We start from the raw sequence: 22,746 nt of genomic DNA, 5'->3' as shown, positions 1-22,746 counted from the left end.
TGCGGGACAATGGGCGGATGACCACGCTCGCCACCGCCGCCTCCAGCCTCCGGATCGGCCCGCACACCGTGCAGCCGCCGGTGGTGCTCGCCCCCATGGCCGGGATCACCAACGCCCCGTTCCGCACCCTGTGCCGCGAGTTCAGCGGGGGCAAGGGCCTGTTCGTCAGCGAGATGATCACCACCCGCGCCCTGGTGGAGCGCAACGAGAAGACCATGCAGCTGATCCACTTCGACGCGACCGAGACGCCGCGCTCGATCCAGCTGTACGGCGTGGACCCGGTGACGGTCGGCAAGGCCGTGCGGATGATCGTGGACGAGGATCTCGCCGACCACATCGACCTGAACTTCGGCTGCCCGGTCCCCAAGGTGACCCGCAAGGGCGGCGGCTCCGCCCTCCCGTACAAGCGGAACCTGCTGCGCGCGATCCTCCGCGAGGCGGTGGGCAACGCGGGCGCCCTGCCGGTCACCATGAAGATGCGCAAGGGCATCGACGACGACCACATCACCTTCCTCGACGCGGGCCGGATCGCCGTCGACGAAGGGGTGACGGCCATCGCGCTGCACGGCCGCACGGCCGCGCAGCACTACGGGGGCACGGCGGACTGGGACGCCATCGCCCGTCTGAAGGAGCACGTCCCGGAGATCCCGGTGCTCGGCAACGGGGACATCTGGTCGGCCGACGACGCGCTGCGGATGGTGCGCGAGACGGGCGTCGACGGCGTGGTCGTCGGCCGGGGCTGCCTGGGCCGGCCGTGGCTCTTCGGGGACCTGGTGGCGGCCTTCGAGGGCCGCCCCGGCGAGTACGCGAAGCCCGCGCTGCGCGAGGTCGCGGACGTGATGCTGCGCCACGCGACGCTGCTGGGGGAGTGGATCGGCGACGAGTCGCGCGGCGTCATCGACTTCCGCAAGCACGTGGCCTGGTACCTGAAGGGCTTCGCGGTGGGTTCCGAGATGCGCAAGCGGCTGGCGGTGACCTCGTCCCTGGAAGAGCTCGGCGCTCAGTTGAGCGAGCTGGACCTGGACCAGCCGTGGCCCGCGGGCGCCGACGGTCCCCGGGGCCGGACGTCGGGGAACAACCGTGTGGTGCTGCCGGACGGCTGGCTGAAGGATCCCTACGACTGCGCGGGTGTCGGCGAGGACGCGGAGCTGGACACCTCGGGCGGCTGAGCCCGGTGCCACCGGGTCCGGATGATGGAATTCCGGCCGCCCGGACGGCGTGATCCTCGCCACCCCTGATAGGGGTCGCGCTCAGATGAGCGAAAATTGGACGCCTGCACCTCCCGAAGGGTGGCACTCAGTGCCACCCTTTTGGCGTTCGAGGCGTGCCGGCGGTTCTCACCCTCCGTTGATGGATGATCGATCAACGATCACGCTTCGCGCTGATGCGTTCAGAAGTCGAAGGAATCATTCCGCTCATCCGTGCGCGTCGGGCACTTTCGATCTGGTGGCGGACGAGTGGTTAAGGCCGTATGACGCGCAAGTGGACGTACCCAGACGCCTTTGATCTGGGTATGTTCCTCGCCGTCAGGGCAGCCACCCGAGTCCTCGAGGAGTCGAGACCCGTGTCGGAAAACAAAGATCAGAAGTTCGTCTACGACTTCACCGAGGGCAACAAGGATCTGAAGGACCTTCTCGGTGGCAAGGGCGCGAACCTCGCCGAGATGACCAACCTCGGACTTCCGGTCCCTCCCGGGTTCACGATCACCACCGAGGCGTGCAAGGTCTACCTCGACAGCGGCGACGAGCCGCCCGCGCTCCGCGACGAGGTGAGTGCGCACCTCGACGCCCTGGAGCGGTCCATGGGCAAGAAGCTCGGCCAGGCCGACGACCCGCTGCTCGTGTCGGTGCGCTCGGGAGCCAAGTTCTCGATGCCCGGCATGATGGACACCGTCCTCAACATCGGCCTCTCCGACGAGTCGGTCACGGGCCTCGCCGCCCAGGCCGGCGACGAGCGCTTCGCCTGGGACTCGTACCGCCGCCTGATCCAGATGTTCGGCAAGACCGTGCTGGGCGTCGACGGCGAGCTCTTCGAGGACGCGCTGGACGAGGCCAAGGCCGCCAAGAAGGTCGCCGTCGACACCGACCTCGACGCCGCCGACCTGAAGAAGCTCGTCGCGCGCTTCAAGGAGATCGTCACGGCCGAGGCCGGACGGGACTTCCCGCAGGACCCGCGCGAGCAGATGGACCTCGCGATCCACGCGGTCTTCGACTCGTGGAACACCGACCGCGCCAAGCTCTACCGCCGCCAGGAGCGCATCCCCGGCGACCTCGGCACCGCGGTCAACGTCTGCTCCATGGTCTTCGGCAACCTCGGCCCGGACTCCGGCACCGGCGTCGCCTTCACCCGGGACCCCGCCTCCGGCCACCAGGGCGTGTACGGCGACTACCTGCAGAACGCCCAGGGCGAGGACGTCGTCGCCGGCATCCGCAACACCGTGCCGCTGGCGGACCTGGAGTCCATCGACAAGGCGTCGTACGACCAGCTGATGCAGATCATGGAGACCCTGGAGAACCACTACCGGGACCTCTGCGACATCGAGTTCACCATCGAGCGCGGCCAGCTGTGGATGCTCCAGACCCGCGTCGGCAAGCGCACCGCGGGCGCGGCCTTCCGGATCGCCACCCAGCTCGTCGACCAGGGCCTGATCGACGAGGCCGAGGCGCTCCAGCGGGTCAACGGCGCGCAGCTGGCACAGCTGATGTTCCCCCGCTTCGACGACGGCGCCACCACCGAGCTGCTGGGCCGCGGCATCGCCGCGTCGCCGGGCGCGGCGGTCGGCAAGGCCGTCTTCGACTCCTACACGGCCGTCAAGTGGTCGCGGTCGGGCGAGAAGGTCATCCTCATCCGCCGTGAGACCAACCCGGACGACCTGGACGGCATGATCGCCGCCGAGGGCATCCTGACCTCGCGCGGCGGCAAGACCTCGCACGCGGCCGTCGTCGCGCGCGGCATGGGCAAGACCTGTGTCTGCGGCGCCGAGGACCTGGAGGTCGACACCAAGCGCCGCCGGATGACGGTGGGCGGGACGGTCGTCGAGGAGGGCGACGTCGTCTCCATCGACGGCTCCACCGGCAAGGTCTACCTCGGCGAGGTCCCTGTCGTGCCGTCCCCCGTCGTCGAGTACTTCGAGGGCCGGATGCACGCCGGCGCCGACGACGCGGACGAGCTCGTCCAGGCGGTCCACCGGATCATGGCCTACGCGGACCGGGTACGCCGGCTGCGCGTACGCGCCAACGCGGACAACGCCGAGGACGCGCTGCGCGCCCGCCGCTTCGGCGCCCAGGGCATCGGCCTGTGCCGCACCGAGCACATGTTCCTCGGCGAGCGACGCGAGATGGTCGAGAAGCTGATCCTCGCCGACACCGACGAGGAGCGCGAGGAGGCCCTGAAGGCCCTGCTGCCGCTCCAGAAGAAGGACTTCGTCGAGCTGTTCGAGGCGATGGACGGGCTGCCGGTGACGGTGCGCCTGCTCGACCCGCCGCTGCACGAGTTCCTGCCCGACATCACCGAGCTGTCGGTGCGCGTCGCCCTCGCCGAGGCCCGCAAGGACGCCAACGAGAACGACCTGCGCCTGCTCCAGGCCGTGCACCGGCTGCACGAGCAGAACCCGATGCTCGGTCTGCGCGGTGTCCGCCTCGGCCTGGTCATCCCCGGCCTGTTCGGCATGCAGGTGCGGGCCATCGCCGAGGCCGCCGCCGAGCGTGTGGAGGCGAAGGGCGACCCGCGTGCGGAGATCATGATCCCGCTGGTGGGCACGGTCCAGGAGCTGGAGATCGTCCGCGACGAGTCCGAGGCGGTCATCGCGGAGGTCGCGCGGAAGACCGGCGTCGACCTGAAGCTGGCCCTCGGCACGATGATCGAGCTGCCGCGGGCGGCGCTGACCGCCGGCCAGATCGCGGAGGCCGCGGAGTTCTTCTCCTTCGGCACCAACGACCTGACGCAGACGGTGTGGGGCTTCTCCCGCGACGACGTGGAGGCGAGCTTCTTCACCGCCTACCTGGAGAAGGGCATCTTCGGCGTCAGTCCGTTCGAGACGATCGACAAGGACGGCGTGGGCGCCCTGGTCCGCGACGCCGCCGCGGCGGGCCGGGCCACCCGGCCCGACCTGAAGCTCGGCGTCTGCGGCGAGCACGGCGGCGACCCGGAGTCGGTGCACTTCTTCCACGAGGTGGGCCTCGACTACGTCTCCTGCTCGCCGTTCCGGATCCCGGTGGCGCGTCTCGAGGCGGGCCGCGCGGCCGCTCAGTCGGCGGGCAGCGACTCCCGCTGAGGCGGGCGAGGACTCCCGCCGGCGGCGGGAGGTGCTCGGTCAACGGCGCCCGAGCACGGACCGTTCCGGGGCCGCCATCCGGGCCGGGGCACGAAACCCGGAGCCAGTACCCGACCCTCACCGGCGTCCCGGTGGCGGTCCCGGAATCACAGCGGAAGGGGCAGGCGCCCTGTGCGAGGCGCCTGCCCCTTCCGCTGTCCGCGCTTCGGGCCCGCCGGGGCCGCCGGGGCCGCCGGATTTCGCGGGCCCGTACGGGCTTCTCTGCTGACCCGTTGTTCAGTTGAATTACGGACGTTTAACGATGAGCGAATTCCTGCCGTTTCCCGAGCAAAGAACCGGAGGAGTGCGACCGGCGGATCCCCACCCACCGGTCGCACTCCATTACCCGTGCCGGACACGGAGCCGCAGCCTCCACCACCGCCGCCGGACGCACAGGCCCCCCACGGTCCTTACTGCGTCACATCGGTGATGAAGGCTTCATGCCCGACGTCGTACAGCCTTTCGGTTGCCCCTGCGGTGCCGCGAGGCGTTTCAACTGTGGCTGAAACACCGTGGTAACAACCTGTGATTGAGTGCATACTCATTGATGGGGGCGATTGCGGGTGCAACAAGTGGGGGTTCGGTGCTTCGTATTCATTTCCACGCGGATGATCTGGCGCGCGTCAGGATGGCCGCCGGTCCCGACGCGCTCTGGGAATCGATGCTGAGTTTCCATCGGCTCAGGGACCGCAGGGGCTCCGTCGTGTTCGGTGAATGGCGGTCGGAGGCACGCGTCCGGTTGAAAGGTGAAACGCGTCTGCTGGCCCAACTGGTTCCGCCGCGCGGGTATTTCCCGGATTTCCTGACGCCCGCGCAGGGCCGTGACGGCCTCGAGGCGGGCCTCGCGGCCCTGCGGGAGACCCCGCCCGAGCGGCTGCGCGCGGAAGTGGCCCTGACGGCCGCCCACCGCTCCCCGCTGCGGGTGCTGCCCGCCCGGCTGGCGGCCCTCTCCGAGGGCGGCACGGACGCCGTGGGCCACCTCGTCGACGCCCTGCGCGCCTACCACCGTGCCGCCCTGGAGCCGTACTGGCCGCACGTGCGGGCCAGGGTGGAGGCGGACCGGGCGGCGCGCGGGCGCGCCCTCCTCGACGGCGGCGCCGCCGAACTCCTCGCCTCCCTGCCCCCGGTGCTGCGCTGGCGGGCCCCGGTCCTGGAGGCCGACTACCCGGTCGACCGGGAGCTCCACCTCGACGGGCGGGGTCTGCTGCTCCAGCCCTCGTTCTTCTGCCGCGGCACCCCCGTGGTGCTGCGCGACCCCTCGCTGCCGCCGGTCCTGGTCTACCCCGTCCAGCACAGCGGCGAGTCCGCCCTGCCGGAGGCGGCGGGCGCCTCGCTGGGCCGGCTCGTCGGCCACACCCGCTCGGCGGTCCTCCAGGCCATCCGGCACGGCTGCACCACCAGCGAGCTGGCCCGCAGGGCGGGGGTGTCCCTCGCCTCCGCGAGCCAGCACGCCGCGGTGCTCCGTGAGTCTGGCCTGGTCGTCACCCTGCGCCACGGGAACGCGGTCCTCCACACCCTGACCCCGCTGGGCGCCGCCCTGCTGCGCGGCGGGGTCCCGGCGGAGCCCCGGCCCGAGCCCGGACCCGAGGCCCGCCCCTACGCGCGGAACGGACCGGTCACCTCGTAGGTGATGCCGCCCGACGAGCTGCCGGAGGTGCCGCGCTGGCTGGAGAAGTACAGCCGGCGCCCGTCGGGCGAGAAGGCGGGCCCGCAGATCTCGGAGCCGGACTGCCCGGTGATCCGCAGGAAGGGCGCCACCACGTCGTCCGGGGTGATGACGCAGATGTCCATGGTGCCGCCGTCCTCGGCGACGAACAGGTCGCCGGACGCCGAGCCGGTGACGTTGTCCACCCCGGTGAGGGGCGCGGAGCCCCCGGTGACCAGCGAGTCGTCGTAGGCGAGTTCGTAGGTGTTCGACGCCAGGTTCAGCTGCCAGAGCCGGTTGTCGCCCTTGGTGGTGAACCACACGGTGTCGTTGGCGTAGTGGCAGCCCTCGCCGCCGTTGAACCGCTTCGCCCCGGACACCTGGTCGCGGGTGACGGTGGGGGAGCCGTCCGGGTCCGGCACGTTCGCCCAGGTGAAGGAGCCGGACGTCGCCGAGCCGGCGACCAGCACCTGGAGCGTGCCGGCCGACAGGCTGCCCCAGGCCGCGGGCACGAAGCGGTACAGGCAGCCGTTGGTCTCGTCCTCGGTGAGGTAGACGACCCTGCGGACGGGGTCGGCCGCGGCGGCCTCGTGCTTGAAGCGGCCCATCGCCGGGCGCTGCACGGCCGCGTTCACGCCGTACGGGTCGGCCTCGTACACGTAGCCGAGGCTGACCTCCTCGCAGGACAGCCAGGTGTTCCAGGGCGTCCTGCCGCCCGCGCAGTTCTGGCGGGTGTTCGACAGGATGCGGTAGGCGCCCGTGACCGTGCCCGAGGAGTCGAAACGCACCGCGCTCGCGCCGCCGGACGGGTTGATCTCGGAGTTGGAGACGTAGATCCAGCCCGTGCCGTCCGCGAAGCAGGCGCCGCCGTCGGGGGCGTTGTGCCAGGTGTACGAGGTGGAGCCGACCTTCTGGCCGGAGCGGGCGATCACCCGGCTGGTGAAGCCGGCCGGGAGCCGGATGCCGTTGGCGTCCGCCGCGCCGAGCGCCCCGTACGGGCCCGCGCCGGGCTGCGCGGGCGCCGCGGAGGCGGCGCCCTGCCAGAGGGTGAAGCCGAACGCTGCGGCGGACGTGCCGACGACCGCTCCGCGCAGGAAACTGCGACGTTCCACGTGTCACTCCAGAGAGGGGATGACCGCCCCGCGGCGCCGGCCGGCGCCGCGGGGTCGCGCGCCGCAGAACCTAGGCGGGGCGAGTTGCGTCCACCTCAACGCGGGGTGACGGTGAGCGGGTGCGCGGTGTGAAGAAAAAACCTCCGGCCGGACCGATGAGATCTCCACGGCCCGCCCGTCTACCCATTCGACAGCACCGCACGGAGCACCGCATGACGAGAGAGAGCGCACCATGTCTCAGATGATCTTCCTGAACCTGCCGGTCAAGGACCTCGAGACCAGCAAGGCCTTCTGGAACAAGCTGGGTTACTCCTTCAACCCGCAGTTCACCGACGAGAACGCGGCGTGCCTCGTCATCAGCGACACCATCTTCGCGATGCTGCTCACGGAGCAGCGCTTCAAGGACTTCACCAAGAAGGAGATCACGGACGCCACCACGTCCACCGAGGCGATCTTCGCGCTCAGCGCCGAGAACCGCGAGGCCGTGGACACCCTGGTCGACGGCGCCCTGGCGGCCGGCGGCTTCCCGTCCGGCGAGACCCAGGACTTCGGCTTCATGTACGGCCGCGCCTTCCAGGACGTCGACCACCACAACTGGGAGGTCATGTGGATGGACGTCGAGGCCATGCAGGAGGCGACGGCCGGCGAGTGACCGGCGGGCAGGGGCATGCCCCCGGGCCGGGTGAGCGGACACCGGCTCCGGGGGCAGGTCGTGCCCGGGGAAGCGCCCGTGCGCAGAAGTGCCGCCCACGCGCCGCGGGGAGTCAGGGCAGTGACCGGCGGCGCGTGGGCGGAGTCCACGGGGCGGGCTCAGTGCAGCCGCACCTCGTATGCCGTCACCGCGACCTCCTCGTCGTCGAGGCAGGCTCCCGTCTCCAGGTCGAAGCGCTGCTTGAGCAGCGGTGACGCGACGTACGGGCGGCCCGCCGCGGTGCCGATCAGACCGCGCGACAGGACCTGAGCCCCGCCGAACGGGTCCCGGTTGTCGATCGCGTACGGCCGGCCGTCGCGGTCCAGGAAGAGCGCGGCCTGGCTGCCGCCGGGGAGCAGCGCCGCGACACCGCGCCCGGGGATGAGCCGGGCGAGGGGGCACACGGCCAGCCAGTCCCCGCCGATCTTGATCTGGAGCTGGACGTCCGTCTTCTCAGGGGCGATGGTCATCGGGCGGCGCTTCCTTCCAGTGCTTCGTCCAGCGGACGGATGGTCAGCAGGGGCAGATCGGGCTTGACCTGGTCCCGCTCGGGCACGAACTTCACCGTGGGGTCGGGCACGTCGGGCGCGTTCACGAAGGAGACGAACCGCATCAGGCGCTCCGGGTCGTCGAGCGTCTCGGCCCATTCGTCGCGGTAGCCGGCGACGTGGTCGGCCATCAGCGACTCCAGTTCGGCGCAGATGCCCAGCGAGTCGTCGACCACCACGTCGCGTACGTGGTCGAGGCCGCCCTCGATCCGCTCCAGCCAGGTGGAGGTCCGCTCCAGGCGGTCTGCGGTGCGGATGTAGAACATCAGGAACCGGTCGATCAGCCGGATCAGTTCGCCGTCGGAGAGGTCCTGCGCGAGCAGGTCGGCGTGGCGCGGGGTGGCGCCGCCGTTGCCGCCCACGTAGAGGTTCCAGCCGTTCGCCGTGGCGATCACGCCGAAGTCCTTCGACTGGGCCTCCGCGCACTCGCGCTGGCAGCCGGAGACCGCCGACTTCAGCTTGTGCGGCGACCGCAGGCCCCGGTAGCGCAGCTCCAGGTCGATCGCCATGCGGACCGAGTCCTGCACCCCGTACCGGCACCAGGTCTGCCCCACACAGGACTTCACGGTCCGCAGCGCCTTCCCGTAGGCGTGCCCGGACTCGAAGCCCGCGTCCACCAGCCGGCCCCAGATCTGCGGCAGCTGGTCCACCCGGGCGCCGAAGAGGTCGATCCGCTGACCGCCGGTGATCTTGGTGTAGAGGCCGAAGTCCCGGGCGACCTCGCCGATCACGATCAGCTTCTCCGGGGTGATCTCGCCGCCGGGGATGCGGGGCACGATCGAGTACGACCCGTTCTTCTGCATGTTGGCCAGGAAGTGGTCGTTGGTGTCCTGGAGCGCCGCCTGCTCGCCCTCCAGCACGTATCCGCTCGCGCCGATGGTCGGGGCCAGCGAGGCGATGATCGAGCCGACGGTGGGCTTGCAGACCTCGCATCCGTTGCCGCCGCGGGCGGCCTCACGGCCGTGGGCGTCGAGGAGCTGCTGGTAGGAGGTGATGCGCAGGGCCCGGACGATCTCGTAGAGCTCCTGGCGGGTCTGGCCGAAGCAGGGGCACAGGCCCTTGTCGACCTCGACGCCCGACGCCTCCAGTTCGGCGTTGACGAGCTGTCCCAGCACCTTGACGCAGCTGCCGCAGCCGGTGCCGGCCTTGGTGCACTTCTTCACCTCGGGCACGGTGGTGCACCGGTGGTCGGTGACCGCGCCGCGGATGGTGCCCTTGGTGACGTTGTGGCAGGAGCAGACGACCGCCTCGTCCGGGAGGGCGGCCGGGCCGAGCGCCACGGGCGCGCCCGCGCCGGCGGGCAGCACCAGCTGCTCGGCGGAGACCGGCGGCTTGGATCCGGTGAAGGCCCGCAGGGTGCCGTACTGCTCGGCGTCGCCGACCAGGATGCCGCCGAGCAGCGTCCCGTCGGCGCCGATCACGAGCTTCTTGTAGAGCCCGGCACGGGAGTCGGAGTACACCACGTCGAGGCAGCCCTCGGCGGTGCCGTGGGCGTCGCCGAACGAGGCGACGTCCACGCCGAGCAGCTTCAGCTTGGTGGAGAGGTCGGCGCCGGTGAAGGACGACACCTCGCCCTCCAGCGCGGCGGCTGCCGTCTCGGCCATCTCGTATCCGGGGGCCACCAGACCGTAGACGCGTCCGTCGGAGGCGAGCGCGCACTCGCCGATGGCGAAGACCGCCGGGTCGGAGGTGCGGCACTGCTCGTCGACGACGATGCCGCCGCGCTCGCCGACCGCGAGCCCCGCCTCCCGGGCCAGCTGGTCCCTGGGGCGCACACCGGCGGAGAAGACCACCATGTCGGTCGGGAGCACCGAGCCGTCGGACAGGGCCATGCCCGTGACGGCGCCCGTCTCCCCGGCGACGACCTCCTGGGTGCCGACGCCGGTGTGGACGGAGAGCCCCATGGTCTCGATGGTGCGCAGCAGCGCCGCGCCGCCGCCCTCGTCGACCTGCACCGGCATCAGCCGCGGCGCGAACTCGACGATGTGGGTCTCCAGGCCCAGGCCCTTCAGGGCGCCGGCCGCCTCCAGGCCGAGCAGCCCGCCGCCGACGACCGCGCCCACGCGGGACGTCTTCGCGTACTCCTCGATGGCCAGCAGGTCCTCGATGGTGCGGTAGACGAAGCAGCCCTCGGCGTCCTTGCCCGGCACCGGCGGCACGAACGGGTACGAGCCGGTGGCCAGCACCAGGGTGTCGTAGGCGATCGTCACACCGGCCCGCGAGACGACGGTGCGCGCGGCGGTGTCGACCGAGACGGCCGGGTCGTCGAGGTGCAGCTCAATGCCGTGCTTCTCCATGAAGCCGTCCTCGACCATGGACAGGTCGTCGGGCGTGCTCCCCGAGAAGTACGAGGTGAGCTTCACGCGGTCGTAGGCGGCACGCGGCTCCTCGCAGAGCACGACGACGCGCGCGCGCTCGGTGACGCCGCGGTCGGCGAGGGCCTCCAGGAAGCGCTGGCCGACCATGCCGTGGCCGACGACCACGATCGTGGGGCTGATCGCGGGGGTGGACATCGCGGACGTCGCAGCCATGTCAGAGGCCTCCATCATTGGTGAGCAGGTGGAGCAGGGGCACGGAGTCGGGGAGGGCCTCGTCGCCCTCCCAGGCCCGGGCGAGGGCGCCGACCGAGGCGAGGTCGCCGAGCAGCACGCCGCCGACGAGCCGGTCCCCGCGGACGACGACCTTGCGGTACGCGCCCCGGGTGGCGTCGGCGAGCTGGACCACGTCGTCCCCCGGGCGGGGGGTGGGGTCGCCGAACGCGGCGAGGTCCAGCGGCGCCGCGGTGGGATCCGCCTCGGGGACGGAGGTCAGGGTCAGCCGGGTCAGCGCCCGGAAGCCCGTGTAGCGGGGCGCCTCCTCGGCCTTCAGCACCGAGGCGAGGACATCGGCCTGTTCGAGGGCGGGGCCGGCCAGCCCGTGGACCACCCCGTCGTGCTCGGCGCAGTCGCCGATGGCGTGGATGTACGGGTCGGAGGTGCGCAGCTCGTCGTCGACGACGATGCCGCGACGGACCTCCAGCCCGGCGTCGGCCGCGAGGCCCACCCGGGGGCGGACGCCGCAGGCCAGCACCACGATCTCGGCGTCCAGCGCGAAGCCGTCCGCGAGGACGACGGCGCCGACCGCGCCGTCGGCGCCGGTGCGCAGTCCGCGCACCCGGCACTCGGTGTGCACCTCGACGCCGAGGGACTCCAGGTGGGTGCGGAGCAGCGCGGACGCCGAGGCGTCGAGCTGCCGTTCCATCAGGTGCTCGCCCTGCTGGGCCAGCACCACCTTGGCGCCCCGGGTGGCGAGCGCACGGGCCGCGGAGACCCCGAGCAGGCCGCCGCCGACGACGACGGCCCGGGTGCCGGGACCGGCGGCCGCGGACAGGGCCGCGCAGTCGTCCAGGGTCCGGAACGGGTGGACGCCGTCCGGGAGGCCGGGGCCGATGCCGCGCAGCGGCGGCAGGACCGGGTTGGAGCCGGTGGCGAGCACCAGCCGGTCGTAGCCGACCGAGGTGCCGTCGGCGCAGTGCACGAGCCGCCGTTCCCGGTCGACGGAGGTCGCCCGCACGCCGCGGCGCACCGGCACCTCGGGCAGCGCGATCACCTCGGGGGCGTACCGTCCTGCGAGCACCTCGGCGAGCAGCACCCTGTTGTAGGGGGCGTGGTCCTCCTCGCCGATGACGGTGACGCGGGCCGCGGCGCCGAGCTGGCGCGCAAGCCGGGCGCCTGCCGTGCCGGCGCCGATCACCACGATCTCCGATGTCATGGAAGCAGCGTGCGTCGCGGGTGTTTCCCGTCCGGATCCCTTCTGTTTCCCATGGGGAACCTTGCCCTCAGCGTGTGCCCCGCTGCCGTGTGAGGGGATCGGGCGCGTGCCGCGCCGCAGGGCGCCGGCCCTGCCGCCGGGGGCGCGAAGCTCTGAGCTCGCTCAAGTCTCCCGAGGATCGTTGGACGGCACACCTATCGCGTCCGTAGGCTCGCGCGAGTGCCCGACATATCACTGACCACACTGGTCGTCCTGTGCATCGCCGCGGCCGCGGCCGGCTGGATCGACGCCGTCGTGGGCGGCGGCGGCCTGCTGCTTCTGCCCGCCCTCCTGCTGGGGCTGCCGAACACCGGCGCCGCGCACGTCCTGGGCACCAACAAGGCGGTCGCCATCGTCGGCACCACGGGTGCGGCCGTCACCTATGTGCGCAAGGCCCCGGTCCAGGTGAAGACCGCCGTGCGGATCGGGCTCGCCGCGCTCGCCGGCTCGATGACCGGAGCCTTCTTCGCGGCCGGGATCAGCAGCGACGTGCTGCGCCCGGTGATCATGGTCGTGCTCCTCGCGGTCGCCGCCTTCGTCCTGCTGCGGCCCTCCTTCGGCACCGCCGACGCGGCCGACCGGCGGCGGGTCACCCGGTCCCGGACGATCGCGGCCGTCGTTCTCGTCGGCGGCGGCATCGGCTTCTACGACGGCCTCTTCGGCCCCGGCACCGGCACCTTCCTGGTGCTGGCGCTCACCGCGGTGCTCCACCTCGACCTGCTGACGGCCTCCGCGACCGCCAAGATCGTCAACGTCTGCACCAACGCCGGAGCGCTGGCGATGTTCGCCTACCAGGGCACGGTGCTGTGGCAGCTGGCCGCGCTGATGGCCGTCTTCAACCTGGCCGGCGGCATGGCGGGCGCCCGGATGGCGCTGAGCAGGGGCAGCGGGTTCGTGCGCGGGGTGCTGCTGGTGGTGGTCTTCTCCCTGGTGGCGAAGCTCGGCTTCGACCAGTGGAACGCGTAGGGCCCTGCCGCGTGCCGGGGGCTGCCGCGGCCGCTCTCAGGCCCGCCCGTCCGCCCGTGCGAGCAGTGCCTCGGCCCGCTCCGTGACCCGGAGCAGGACCCGGGCCGCGACGGCGAGGTCCTCGGCGGGGACGTCCCCGTAGACCTGGGGCGCCGTCCGGGCCGAGAACGCCGCGAGACGTGCGCGCAGGGCGTCGCCCTCGGCGGTGAGCGCGACGCGGGCGGGCTCGCCGCCGGCCACCCGGGCGTGGCCGCCGTCCACGAGGTCGGCCAGCGCGCGCCGGGCGTCGGCCGGGGAGACCTTCACCGTCCGCACGGCGTACGCGACGACCGCGTCCCGCTCGGCCTCGGGGCCCTCGGCGGCGAGCGCCCCGAGCACGATCGAGTGCAGGAAGGCGTGGCCGGTGCGGGCCAGTTCGCGGTCGAGCAGGGCACGGGCCGCGTAGTGGGCGCGGCCGAGTATCCGGCTGTCCAGCAGGGGCGCGGGCGCGGGGGCGGTGGACATGGTGTCTCCTCTGCATCCGTATACGAGCGGGCCCGGAGCGGGGTCCGCCGATGCAGATAATGTACATGGCTACTATTGCCATGGCGAGCTTTTCGGTTCGCTGGCCGCCTGGTCCGGGCGGACCGCCTGTTCCGCCGGCCGCCTGGTCCACCGGACCACCTGTTCCGCCGGCCGCCTGTTCCGCCGCTCGCCGACCGTGGGCCGGCAGCTGTCTACGCGCGCACCCCGATGAGGTGCCCGTACGCGACGACGTTCCCCCGGTAGCCGGTCTTCTCGGAGAAGCCGCCGCCGCAGGTGATCACCCGCAGTTCCGCCCGCTCGCTCGGCCCGTAGACCTTGGCGTCGGGGAACGCGTCCGCCTCGTAGACCTCGATCGCGTCGACGGTGAAGACCGCCGTGCGGCCGTCCTCGCGCGCGATCTCGATCCGGTTGCCCTTCTTGAGCGCGCCCAGGCTGTAGAAGACCGAGGGGCCCTTCGCGTTGTCCACGTGGCCCGCGACGATCGCCGTCCCCTCTGCGCCGGGGGCGGTGCCCTCGCGGAACCAGCCCGCCAGGTTGCGGTCGGAGTCGGGCGGGACCTGGAGGCTGCCGTCCCGTTCGAGGCCGAGCCCGGTCACCGGGGCGTCCACGTCGATCTCGGGGATGCGCAGCCGCAGCGGCTGCGACGGGGGCAGCGGGTCGGCGGCGGCGTCGGTGTGCTGGTTGGGGCCGGCCGCGAAGGCCTCGGCGGCCGACGGCATGGGCGGGGTGACGTCCCGCGAGCCGTTCTGCACCAGCCACAGTCCCGCGCACACGGCGAGGACCAGGCCCCAGCCCTTGGCCTTGGCGGTCATGTTCGTCTCCGGTTCTCCCCCGGAATCCCGGGTGCGGGTGCGGGTGCGGGCCGCGCGGCGGCAAGGGTGCCGGCGCACCGTCGCGCGGACGCGCCGCGCGGAGGGCCGCGCCCGGGAACGGACTGCACCCCGCCCCCGCCGGCTCGGGACCTGGCGGGAGCGGGGGCTCAGGCGGTACGGGAGCGGCCTCGGCCGCCCCCGTCAGCTGCCCTGCGCGCCGCTCGCCCGGCGACGCAGGAGCAGGGTCCCGCCGACGGCGGCAGCGGCCAGTACGCCCGCGCCCGCCGCGATCTGGGTGGTGTCCGGGCCGACGCTGCCGCCGACTCCGGTCTTCACATGGCCGCTCGGCCGGTGGTGACGGATCGTCACGTCGCCGGTGGCCTCCTTGCCGTTCTTGCAGAGCACGCCGATCCCGTACGTCCCGGACCGGGCGTCGTCGGGCACGGTGAACTCGCCGACCACGGTCTCCTTGTGGGTGCCGGGCCACAGCTTGAACTCGCCCGCGCCGAGCGAGCTGGCGTCGCCGACGCCGTGCCCGCGCTTGCCGCACGCCTCCGTGCTGACGGCGACCGTGTCGCCGGGGGCGGCGGTCTGCGGGTAGATCTCGAGCGTGCCGAAGTCGCCGGCGTGGGTCGCCGGGGTGCCCAGACCTATCGCGGCCATGGTCAGCGCGGCGCCGGTCAGCAGGCGGACGGTGGTGCGCATGGGGTCCTCCGGGAGCGGGTGGTGCGAGGTGCGTCTGCTTCGAGATAAGAGCCGAACCGCGCCCCATGCCTGCTGATGATTCATCAGATTCTGTCGGCGCCTCGCCGCGTGTCACGCTGGACAGGTGCGGTTCTCGCAGGTCAGAGGCTTGGTGCGGGCGCCGGTCGGCGTGTCGCACGCCGCGCGGCGAACGGGTGACCCGCCGTGACGGCATGACGGTCGCGCATCCGGGCTTGACCTCAAGTGGGCTTGAGGTCGGAGAGTCTTCGGCATGGACACCACCACGCCTGCACAGGCGCCGCTGAAGCTCGCCGTCGTCCTCGCCAGCAACCGCGAGGGCCGGTTCGGTCCCGTCGTGGCCGACTGGTTCCTCTCCCGCGCACGGCTGCGCGAGGACTTCGAGACCGACTACATCGACCTCGGCGAGGCCGAGCTCCCGAGCGCCCTCTCCCACCGGCCGTCGCCCTGGGCGCGGGCCGCGCTCGACAAGGTCACCCCGGTCCTGGACGCGGCCGACGCGTACGTCGTCCTCACGCCCGAGTACAACCACTCCTTCCCCGCCGTGCTCAAGACCCTGATCGACTGGCACTACGGCGAGTGGCAGGCGAAGCCGGTCGGCTTCGTCTCGTACGGGGGGATGTCCGGCGGGCTCCGCGCGGTCGAGCAGCTGCGGCAGGTCTTCGCCGAGCTGCACGCCGTGACCGTGCGCGACACCGTCTCCTTCCACAACGCGGGCGCGCACTTCGACGACGAGGGCAACCACCGCGACCCGGCGGGACCCGACGCCGCCGCCAAGACGATGCTCGACCAGGTGGCCTGGTGGGCTGCGGCCCTGCGGAGCGCCAAGGAGGTCCACCCGTACGGGAGTTGAGCCGCGAACCCGGATGCGGTCCCGGGGCGGCCCGGCCCCGCGCGGCGGGCAGGACGGCCCCGGGGCGCCGCCGGGGCGGCCGGCGGGCCGGGCGCCGGCGCGTACGGTTGCGCGAGGGGCCGCGCCCGCCCCGCCAGACGCCGACGAAGGAGCCCCTGCCGTGGAGCGAGGACCCGCCGCGCCGCCGCTGCTGACCGTGACCACCACCACCGACAGTGCCGAGAAGGCGCGCGCCCTGGCCCAGGGGGCCGTCGAGGCCCGGCTCGCCGCCTGCGCGCAGATCTCCGCTCCGGTGACCTCCGTGTACCACTGGCAGCAGGCCATCGAGACCGCCGAGGAGTGGCAGGTCGTTTTCAAGACGACCCCCGCACGCTACGACGCGCTCGAAGCGCATCTGACCGCCGCGCACGACTACGACACCCCGGAGATCATCGCCGTGCCGGCGGTCCGTGCGGCCGCCGCCTACGCGGACTGGGTGCGGGCGGAGACCACGGCGCCGTGACCGTCGAGCTCCCGTTCTTCGTCTACGGCACGCTCCGTCCGGGCGAGCGCAACCACGCGCTGTTCCTCGCCGGCCGCACCGCCGGCGAACGGGACGCCGTCCTGCACGGAGCGCTGCTCTACGAGGGCCCCGGCTATCCGTACGCCGTGGACGACCCGGCCGGTCCGGGCCGTGTCGCGGGCACCGTGGTCACGGCCGCGCCGGGGGAGCACGCCGGGCTGCTGCGCACCCTCGACGAGCTGGAGGAGCACATCGCGCCCGGCCACCCGCGCAACCTCTACGAACGGGTCGTCCGCGAGGTCGTCCGCGAGGACGGCACCCCGCAGCGGGCCTGGGTGTACCTGGCCGCCGCCGGTGTCGCCCGCGAACTGGCCGCGGACGGGGCGCCGATCCCGGGCGGCGACTGGGTCGCCCGCACTCCCGGCCCGGCATGACCGGGGGCGCGGGTCACCCCGCGCCCGCGCCCGGGGGCGCAGTCGCCGCTGCCGCCCGGCCGTCCCCGCGCCCCGTGCCCGCCGGTCACTCCGCCCCCGCCCCCGCGCCCGCTCCCGGGGCCGCCGCCTCCACCCGCACCGCGCACACCTTGAACTCGGGCATCCTCGAGGTCGGGTCCAGCGCCGGATTGGTCACCGAGTTGACGCGCCCCGCGCCCGGCCAGTGGAACGGCATGAACACCGTGTCCGGCCGGATCCCGTTGGTCACCCGGGCCGGCCCCTCGGCCCGCCCGCGGCGCGAGACCACGGCCACCGGGTCGCCCTCCGCCACACCCAGGCGCTCCGCCATCTGCGGGTGCAGCTCCACGAACGGACCGGGCGCCGCGGCGGTCAGCTCGCCGACCCTGCGGGTCTGCGCCCCCGACTGGTACTGCGCCACCACCCGGCCCGTCGTCAGCAGCACCGGGTACTCGGCGTCCGGCTCCTCCGCGGCGGGCCGGTGGGTCACCGGCACGAAGCGGGCGAGGCCGTCCGGCGTCGCGAAGCGGTCCAGGAAGAGCCGCGGCGTCCCCGGATGGACCGGCCCGTCGTCCGCCGTGCCGGGGCAGGGCCAGAACACCCCGTCCTCCTCCGCGATCCTGCGGTAGGTGATGCCCGAGTAGTCGGCCGGGCCGCCCGCGGACGCCCTCCGCAGCTCCTCGAAGACCTCTTCCGCGTCGGTGGGGAAGCCCTTCTCGTGGCCCAGCAGCCCGGCCAGCGCGTGCAGCACCTCCAGGTCGCTGCGCACCCCCTCCGGCGGGGTCAGCGCCCTGCGGCGCAGCAGCACCCGCCCCTCCAGGTTGGTCATGGTGCCGGTCTCCTCGGCCCACTGGGTCACCGGCAGCACCACGTCGGCCAGGGCCGCGGTCTCCGACAGGACGACGTCCGCGACGGCCAGGAAGTCCAGCGACCTCAGCCGCTCCTCGATGTGGGCCGCGCGCGGCGCGGAGACCACCGGGTTGGAGCCCATCAGCAGCAGCGACCGCACGTCCCGGCCGAGCGCGTCCAGCAGTTCGTACGCGCTGCGCCCGGGGCCCGGCAGCGACTCGGGCGGCACGCCCCAGACCTCGGCCACGTGCGCCCGGGCCGCCGGGTCGTCCAGCTTGCGGTAGCCGGGGAGCTGGTCCGCCTTCTGCCCGTGCTCGCGGCCGCCCTGCCCGTTGCCCTGGCCCGTGAGGCAGCCGTACCCGGACAGCGGCCGGCCCGCACGGCCCGTCGCCAGGCAGAGGTTGATCCACGCGCCGACCGTGTCGGTGCCCTTGGACTGCTGCTCGGGGCCGCGCGCGGTCAGCACCATGCCCGTCGGGGCGTCGCAGAACATCCGCACGGCCTCGCGGAGCTGGGGCACGCCGACACCGGTGATCCGCTCGACCAGCTCCGGCCAGTGCGCCATGGCGGCGGCGCGCGCCTCGGGCCAGCCGGTCGTCCGGTCCTCGACGAAGGCGTCGTCGGTGCGCCCCTCGGCGACCACGATGTGCAGCAGCCCCAGGGCGAGCGCCAGGTCGGTGCCGGGCCGCGGCGCGAGGTGCAGGTCGGCCTGCTCGGCCGTCCGGGTGCGGCGCGGGTCGACGACGATCAGCGTGCCCCCGTTCTCCTTCAGCTCGGTGAGGTAGCGCAGCGCGGGCGGCATGGTCTCGGCGAGGTTGGAGCCGACCAGGATCACGCAGCCGGTCCGCGGGATGTCCTCCAGCGGGAACGGCAGGCCGCGGTCCAGGCCGAACGCCCTGGTGTGCGCGGCGGCCGCCGACGACATGCAGAAGCGGCCGTTGTAGTCGATCTGCGAGGTGCCGAGCGCGACCCGCGCGAACTTGCCGAGCGTGTACGCCTTCTCGTTGGTCAGTCCGCCGCCGCCGAAGACGCCCACCGCGTCGGCGCCGTGCTCGGCGCGGGTGCGGCCCAGACCGTCGGCGATCGTACGCAGTGCCTCCTCCCAGGTGGCCTCCTCGAGCCTGCCGGTGGCGTGGGATCGGACGAGCGGCCCGGTCAGGCGCACCCGGGAGGAGAGAACAGCGGGCGCCGTGCGGCCCTTGCCGCACAGCGCGCCCCGGTTCACGGGGAACTCGGTGCGCTCCACCACCTCGACGGTCCGTTCGGTGCCGTCCGCCGGGTCCGCGGCGGCGCGCAGCTTCATGCCGCACTGCAGGGCGCAGTAGGGGCAGTGGGTGTCGATGGTCTCGTCGCGCATGGTGCCAGCGTGGAACAGCCGTGTTACGCCGGCGCACGCCGCGCATTACGGGCGCGGTACGCGCCCCTCCGTGTGTGCCGCGCCGCCCGGTGAGGGGGCGCGGCGCGGTCACGGCACGCGGCGCGGCCTGCGGCGGGTCGCCCGGCCGTCCCCGGCGCGGGGCGTCCCCGGCCGGCCTGCGGCGGGTGGCTCGTCGCCCCGGTCAGCCGCGGCGGCCGAGCATGGCCAGCAGGCGGGACTGCGGGGTGTCGGCCGGCGGCGGTTCGACGGGCGGGGCGAACAGGCCCGTGCCCGCGAGGTCGTCCGCGTACGGCGTCACCTCGTCCAGCGCGAAGGCGACCAGGTCGTGGGGGAGGTGCTCCGGCGCGCCGATCGCCCGGGACAGGTCCCAGGCGTGCACCACCGCGTCCGCCGTCATCTGGGAGCAGTACGCGACGGCCGGGGCCGGCCCGTAGGACAGCACGACGGTCCGCTCCAGCGCGCCCTCGGCCGCGAACGCGTTCCGCGCCGCCCGCGCGGCCGCGTCCCAGGTGACGCCGGGCCGGTCGCCGAGCACGTCGCCGTCGAAGGCGTCGCCCACGTCGTCCGGGGCCGATCCGTCGGTCACCAGGGCGGGCACCCACAGCTGTTCGGCGGTGAGGTGGTTGACGAGATCGCGTACGGACCAGTCGGTGCACGGCGTCGGGTCGTCCCACTGGTCCGCCCGGACGGCGTGCACCCGTGCGGTGAACAGGTCGAGAGCCTCCGCATGCCGGGCGAGCAGCACTGCCACGTCTTTGTTCATGCGGCTCACTGTCGCCTGCCGCGCGCCCGTAAGCGAGCGTGCCGTGCCGGTCGTCCGCGTGCACCTTGCGCCCTCGGCGGGCCGGTCCGGGGCGCACCGGACCGGCCGCGCGTACCCCGCACGCCCCGCTCCCGCAGCCCGCTCGCGTCACACGCGGTCCACGGGTCCGCGGGTCCGCGGTCAACGGCCCTCGGCCGCCAGGGCCTCGTGGACGCCGGTCTCCCGGTCGCCGAGGAACCGCGGGTCGGGGCGGAGGGCGGCGTCCAGGGACGCCTTGCCCGCCGCGAACAGCTCCCGCACACCGCCGTAGTACCAGGTCACGTCGTGCGGCTCGGCCACCGCGACGCCGTACGCGTCGATGCCGGCGGACCGGCACAGCGCGACGGCCCGCCGGATGTGGAAGCCCTGGGTCACCAGCACCGCCCGCTCCACGCCGAAGATCCTGCGCGCCCGCGCGCACGAGTCCCATGTGTCGAATCCCGCGTAGTCGCTGACGATCCTGTCGTCCGGCACGCCCAGCCCCGTGAGATAGCCGCGCATGGCGTCCGGCTCGTCGTACTCGACGCGGCTGTTGTCGCCGGTCACCAGCACGACCCTGACCTTGCCCGTCCGGTACAGCTCGGCGGCCGCGTCGAGGCGGTGCGCGAGATACGGGGTCGGCCGGCCGTCCCGCAGCCCCGCGCCGAACACCACGGCCACCCCGTGCGCGGGCGCCTCCGCCACCGTGCGCACCCTGCTGTCGGCGACGGCGTGCGTCCAGGTCGCCGGCAGCAGCCCCAGCACGCACCCCGCCATCACCGCCTGCGTCACACGCCGTCTGCGGCGCGCCCCGCCCGCCGACCACCACTCGCGCATCCGATGCATGATCCCTCCCCCCGGACAGACGTCCCGGGGCCGGAAAAGGTTCGCGGCGCCCGTGTGCCGGTTGGCAGGATGCGCCCATGACGAGGGACGACAGGGTGGAGCTCGCCGCCCGCAACAACGCCCGGTGGTGCCACACGATGTGCCTGGCCCACGGCACGTCCGGGAGCTTCGCCCCGGACGCCTGGACCAGTGCCCGCCGGACGCCGCCGCTCTACCCGGACGCGGTGACGCTGACCCGCGGCGCGTCCGCGGCGGACCTCCTCGCCCGCACCGACACGGCCGCCCCGGGGGCCTCGGTCAAGGACAGTTTCGCCGCCCTCGACCTCGGGCCGGCCGGATTCGAGGTGCTCTTCGAGGCGCGCTGGCTGCACCGGCCCGCGGACGGACCGGCCCGTCCCGCGCCGGCGGGATCCCGGTGGGAGCGGGTGGCGACGGCCCGCGAACTCGCCGTCTGGGCGGACGCCTGGGACGGCGGCGAGGGCCTCGCCGGGCTCTTCCGTCCCGAGCTGCTGCGCGACGCGGACACCGCCGTCCTCACGGCCCGCGGCCCGTCCGGAGCGCCGGTCGCCGGTGCCGTGGTCACGGCGGACGGCACCGCCGCCGGCGTCTCCAACCTCTTCACCGCGGACGGCGCCGATCCCGACGCCGCCTGGGCGGGCTGCCTCGCGGCGGTGAGCCGGATGTGGCCGGGCGTCCCGGTGGTCGGCTACGAGCACGGCGACGACCTGGCCGCCGCGACCCGCCACGGACTGGTCCCGGTCGGCCCGCTGCGGGTGTGGCTGGCCACCGCGGCCCCGGCCGCGGACGGGGGGCGGTGAGCGTTCCCGCCCCGGCACCGCATCCGGCGAAGGCCCCACCGGAGAACACCGGGATGTGAGCGCGGCGAAAACCGCCGTCACCCTCGCGCAACAAGGAGGCAACCTGCGCCCGCCACCATCGGGTCATGACGGAGCCGGAACACCTTCGTGAGTCCCTGCCCCTTCCCGCACCGACGCCCCGCGAGAGCACCGCGCACTTCGACACCACCGCGCAGCTGCTCACGCGCATCACCGCTCAGCTCGGCAGCCAGCTGAGTCACGTCCGACTGAACGGAACCCGCCAGGCATGCACCCGACCACCCAGCGGCCCTCCCTCGTCGCCGTCGCCCACGGCAGCCGCGACCCGCGCGCCGTGCGCACCGTCACCGCGCTCCTCGACCGGGTCCGCGAACTCCGCCCCGGCCTCGACGTCCGCCTCGGTCACATCGAGTTGAACGAGCCGCTGCTCGACGACACCCTCGACGACGTCGCCGGACGGGGCGGCGCTCCCGCCGTGCTGGTGCCTCTGCTGCTCAGCCGGGGATACCACGTCAAGCACGACCTGCCGCGTGCGGCGGCGCGGGTGCCCGGCGCCGACATCCGCGTCGCGGCGCCCCTCGGCCCGCATCCGCTGCTCGCCGAGGCACTCGCCGTCCGCCTCACCGAGGCCGGCTGGCAGGACGACGACAACGGCAGCCGCCGCGCCGCGGTGGTGCTGGCGTCCGCGGGGTCCCGTGACCCCGAGTCGGCCGAGGACACCCGCCACGCGGCCGCCCTGCTCTCCGAACGCCTCCGGGTCCCGGTCGTCGCCGCGTACGCCTCCGCCCTCGCGCCGACCGTCCCCGCGGCGGTCCGCGCCCTGACGGCCCGCGGGCGCCACCGCATCGCCGTGGCCTCCTACTTCGCCGCGCCGGGCCTGTTCGCCACCCGCAGCGCGGAGGCGGCGCCGTGGATCGCCGCCGAACCGCTCGGCACCCACCCGGCGATCGCCCGCCTCCTCCTGAGGCGCTACGACCAGGCTCTCGCGGCCCGCCCGCGCGCCCTGCTCCGCGGCGAACTGACCGCGGTCTGACCGCCTCCCGGACACGCCACGCGCCGACGCCCGGCGCGCGGGCGGACGGCCGCCGTGCGGCCGGCCCCGCGGGCGCGGCGTCACCCCGGCCTC

20 protein-coding genes are annotated in these 22,746 nt (G+C 73.6%); 10 read left to right on the top strand and 10 right to left on the bottom strand.

The window, feature by feature from the left end; translation table 11 throughout:
• Window positions 1-17: 17 nt before the first annotated feature.
• The 3 genes from dusB to IAG43_RS09845 all read left to right on the top strand — a co-directional run bounded on the left by dusB (window position 18) and on the right by IAG43_RS09845 (window position 5,939).
• On the top strand, window positions 18-1,169 hold the full coding sequence (gene dusB, locus IAG43_RS09855; protein WP_187740375.1) for a tRNA dihydrouridine synthase DusB: 1,152 nt from the start codon (window positions 18-20) through the stop codon (window positions 1,167-1,169).
• Between the two features lie 395 nt (window positions 1,170-1,564).
• Complete coding sequence (ppdK, locus tag IAG43_RS09850) at window positions 1,565-4,273, top strand: pyruvate, phosphate dikinase (protein ID WP_187740374.1); 2,709 nt, start codon at window positions 1,565-1,567, stop codon at window positions 4,271-4,273.
• Window positions 4,274-4,895: 622 nt separating this feature from the next.
• Window positions 4,896-5,939, top strand: a complete 1,044-nt coding sequence (locus IAG43_RS09845) for an ArsR/SmtB family transcription factor (protein ID WP_187740373.1) — start codon at window positions 4,896-4,898, stop codon at window positions 5,937-5,939.
• On the opposite strand, the gene IAG43_RS09840 is transcribed toward IAG43_RS09845, so the two are convergent.
• Window positions 5,909-7,069: a PhoX family protein gene (locus IAG43_RS09840; RefSeq protein WP_187740372.1), complete on the bottom strand. Its 1,161-nt coding sequence runs from the start codon at window positions 7,067-7,069 to the stop codon at window positions 5,909-5,911. The two genes, IAG43_RS09845 and IAG43_RS09840, sit on opposite strands and share 31 nt — an antisense overlap.
• A 232-nt stretch (window positions 7,070-7,301) precedes the next feature.
• Between IAG43_RS09840 and IAG43_RS09835 the strand changes: the two genes are divergently transcribed.
• Window positions 7,302-7,721, top strand: coding sequence for a VOC family protein (locus IAG43_RS09835; RefSeq protein WP_187740371.1), 420 nt, complete (start codon window positions 7,302-7,304; stop codon window positions 7,719-7,721).
• A 158-nt stretch (window positions 7,722-7,879) separates the two neighbouring features.
• Here the strand turns inward: IAG43_RS09835 and nirD are convergent, their stop codons facing one another.
• From nirD to IAG43_RS09820, 3 genes are read right to left on the bottom strand one after another with little or no spacing between them, the layout of a single operon-like run.
• Entirely contained in the window at window positions 7,880-8,230 is a 351-nt protein-coding gene (gene nirD / locus IAG43_RS09830; protein ID WP_187740370.1) for a nitrite reductase small subunit NirD, read from the bottom strand.
• Window positions 8,227-10,839 (bottom strand): nitrite reductase large subunit NirB, encoded by a 2,613-nt coding sequence (gene nirB, locus IAG43_RS09825; protein ID WP_246574204.1) that lies wholly within the window; start codon window positions 10,837-10,839, stop codon window positions 8,227-8,229. The genes nirD and nirB overlap by 4 nt, the downstream gene beginning before the upstream one ends.
• 1 nt (window position 10,840) lies before the next feature.
• Window positions 10,841-12,058, bottom strand: coding sequence for an NAD(P)/FAD-dependent oxidoreductase (locus IAG43_RS09820; RefSeq protein WP_187740369.1), 1,218 nt, complete (start codon window positions 12,056-12,058; stop codon window positions 10,841-10,843).
• Between the two features lie 219 nt (window positions 12,059-12,277).
• Between IAG43_RS09820 and IAG43_RS09815 the strand changes: the two genes are divergently transcribed.
• Window positions 12,278-13,063: a sulfite exporter TauE/SafE family protein gene (locus IAG43_RS09815; RefSeq protein ID WP_187740368.1), complete on the top strand. Its 786-nt coding sequence runs from the start codon at window positions 12,278-12,280 to the stop codon at window positions 13,061-13,063.
• A gap of 36 nt (window positions 13,064-13,099) precedes the next feature.
• Here the strand turns inward: IAG43_RS09815 and IAG43_RS09810 are convergent, their stop codons facing one another.
• The 3 genes from IAG43_RS09810 to IAG43_RS09800 form a co-directional block, all read right to left on the bottom strand.
• The gene (locus tag IAG43_RS09810; protein ID WP_187740367.1) at window positions 13,100-13,567 is read right to left on the bottom strand and encodes a hypothetical protein; all 468 of its coding nucleotides are present in this window, start codon (window positions 13,565-13,567) and stop codon (window positions 13,100-13,102) included.
• Between the two features lie 212 nt (window positions 13,568-13,779).
• The gene (locus IAG43_RS09805; protein WP_187740366.1) at window positions 13,780-14,400 is read right to left on the bottom strand and encodes a class F sortase; all 621 of its coding nucleotides are present in this window, start codon (window positions 14,398-14,400) and stop codon (window positions 13,780-13,782) included.
• Window positions 14,401-14,601: 201 nt separating this feature from the next.
• Entirely contained in the window at window positions 14,602-15,105 is a 504-nt protein-coding gene (locus IAG43_RS09800; RefSeq protein ID WP_187740365.1) for a hypothetical protein, read from the bottom strand.
• A 271-nt stretch (window positions 15,106-15,376) separates the two neighbouring features.
• Here IAG43_RS09800 and IAG43_RS09795 point away from each other — a divergent pair, with 271 nt between their 5' ends.
• From IAG43_RS09795 to IAG43_RS09785, 3 genes are all read left to right on the top strand, one after another.
• Entirely contained in the window at window positions 15,377-15,976 is a 600-nt protein-coding gene (locus tag IAG43_RS09795) for an NADPH-dependent FMN reductase (protein WP_187740364.1), read from the top strand.
• 160 nt (window positions 15,977-16,136) lie between these two features.
• Window positions 16,137-16,478: a divalent-cation tolerance protein CutA gene (gene cutA, locus IAG43_RS09790; protein ID WP_246574203.1), complete on the top strand. Its 342-nt coding sequence runs from the start codon at window positions 16,137-16,139 to the stop codon at window positions 16,476-16,478.
• Window positions 16,475-16,912, top strand: coding sequence for a gamma-glutamylcyclotransferase family protein (locus IAG43_RS09785; protein ID WP_343075575.1), 438 nt, complete (start codon window positions 16,475-16,477; stop codon window positions 16,910-16,912). Before cutA ends, IAG43_RS09785 begins: the two co-directional genes overlap by 4 nt.
• An 85-nt stretch (window positions 16,913-16,997) precedes the next feature.
• Here the strand turns inward: IAG43_RS09785 and IAG43_RS09780 are convergent, their stop codons facing one another.
• The 3 genes from IAG43_RS09780 to IAG43_RS09770 all read right to left on the bottom strand — a co-directional run bounded on the left by IAG43_RS09780 (window position 16,998) and on the right by IAG43_RS09770 (window position 20,784).
• Entirely contained in the window at window positions 16,998-19,136 is a 2,139-nt protein-coding gene (locus tag IAG43_RS09780; RefSeq protein WP_187740362.1) for a molybdopterin oxidoreductase family protein, read from the bottom strand.
• A gap of 202 nt (window positions 19,137-19,338) precedes the next feature.
• Window positions 19,339-19,920 (bottom strand): TIGR03086 family metal-binding protein, encoded by a 582-nt coding sequence (locus IAG43_RS09775; protein WP_187740361.1) that lies wholly within the window; start codon window positions 19,918-19,920, stop codon window positions 19,339-19,341.
• Between the two features lie 180 nt (window positions 19,921-20,100).
• Complete coding sequence (locus IAG43_RS09770; RefSeq protein WP_187740360.1) at window positions 20,101-20,784, bottom strand: SanA/YdcF family protein; 684 nt, start codon at window positions 20,782-20,784, stop codon at window positions 20,101-20,103.
• Between the two features lie 77 nt (window positions 20,785-20,861).
• Here IAG43_RS09770 and IAG43_RS09765 point away from each other — a divergent pair, with 77 nt between their 5' ends.
• Together IAG43_RS09765 and IAG43_RS09760 are read left to right on the top strand one after the other, a co-directional pair.
• Entirely contained in the window at window positions 20,862-21,602 is a 741-nt protein-coding gene (locus tag IAG43_RS09765; protein WP_187740359.1) for a hypothetical protein, read from the top strand.
• A 286-nt stretch (window positions 21,603-21,888) separates the two neighbouring features.
• Window positions 21,889-22,653: a sirohydrochlorin chelatase gene (locus tag IAG43_RS09760; protein ID WP_187740358.1), complete on the top strand. Its 765-nt coding sequence runs from the start codon at window positions 21,889-21,891 to the stop codon at window positions 22,651-22,653.
• Window positions 22,654-22,746: the final 93 nt, after the last annotated feature.

The organism is Streptomyces genisteinicus (genome assembly GCF_014489615.1).
GTDB classification, from domain to species: domain Bacteria; phylum Actinomycetota; class Actinomycetes; order Streptomycetales; family Streptomycetaceae; genus Streptomyces; species Streptomyces genisteinicus.
This window is presented reverse-complemented; position numbering and strand designations above follow the sequence as displayed.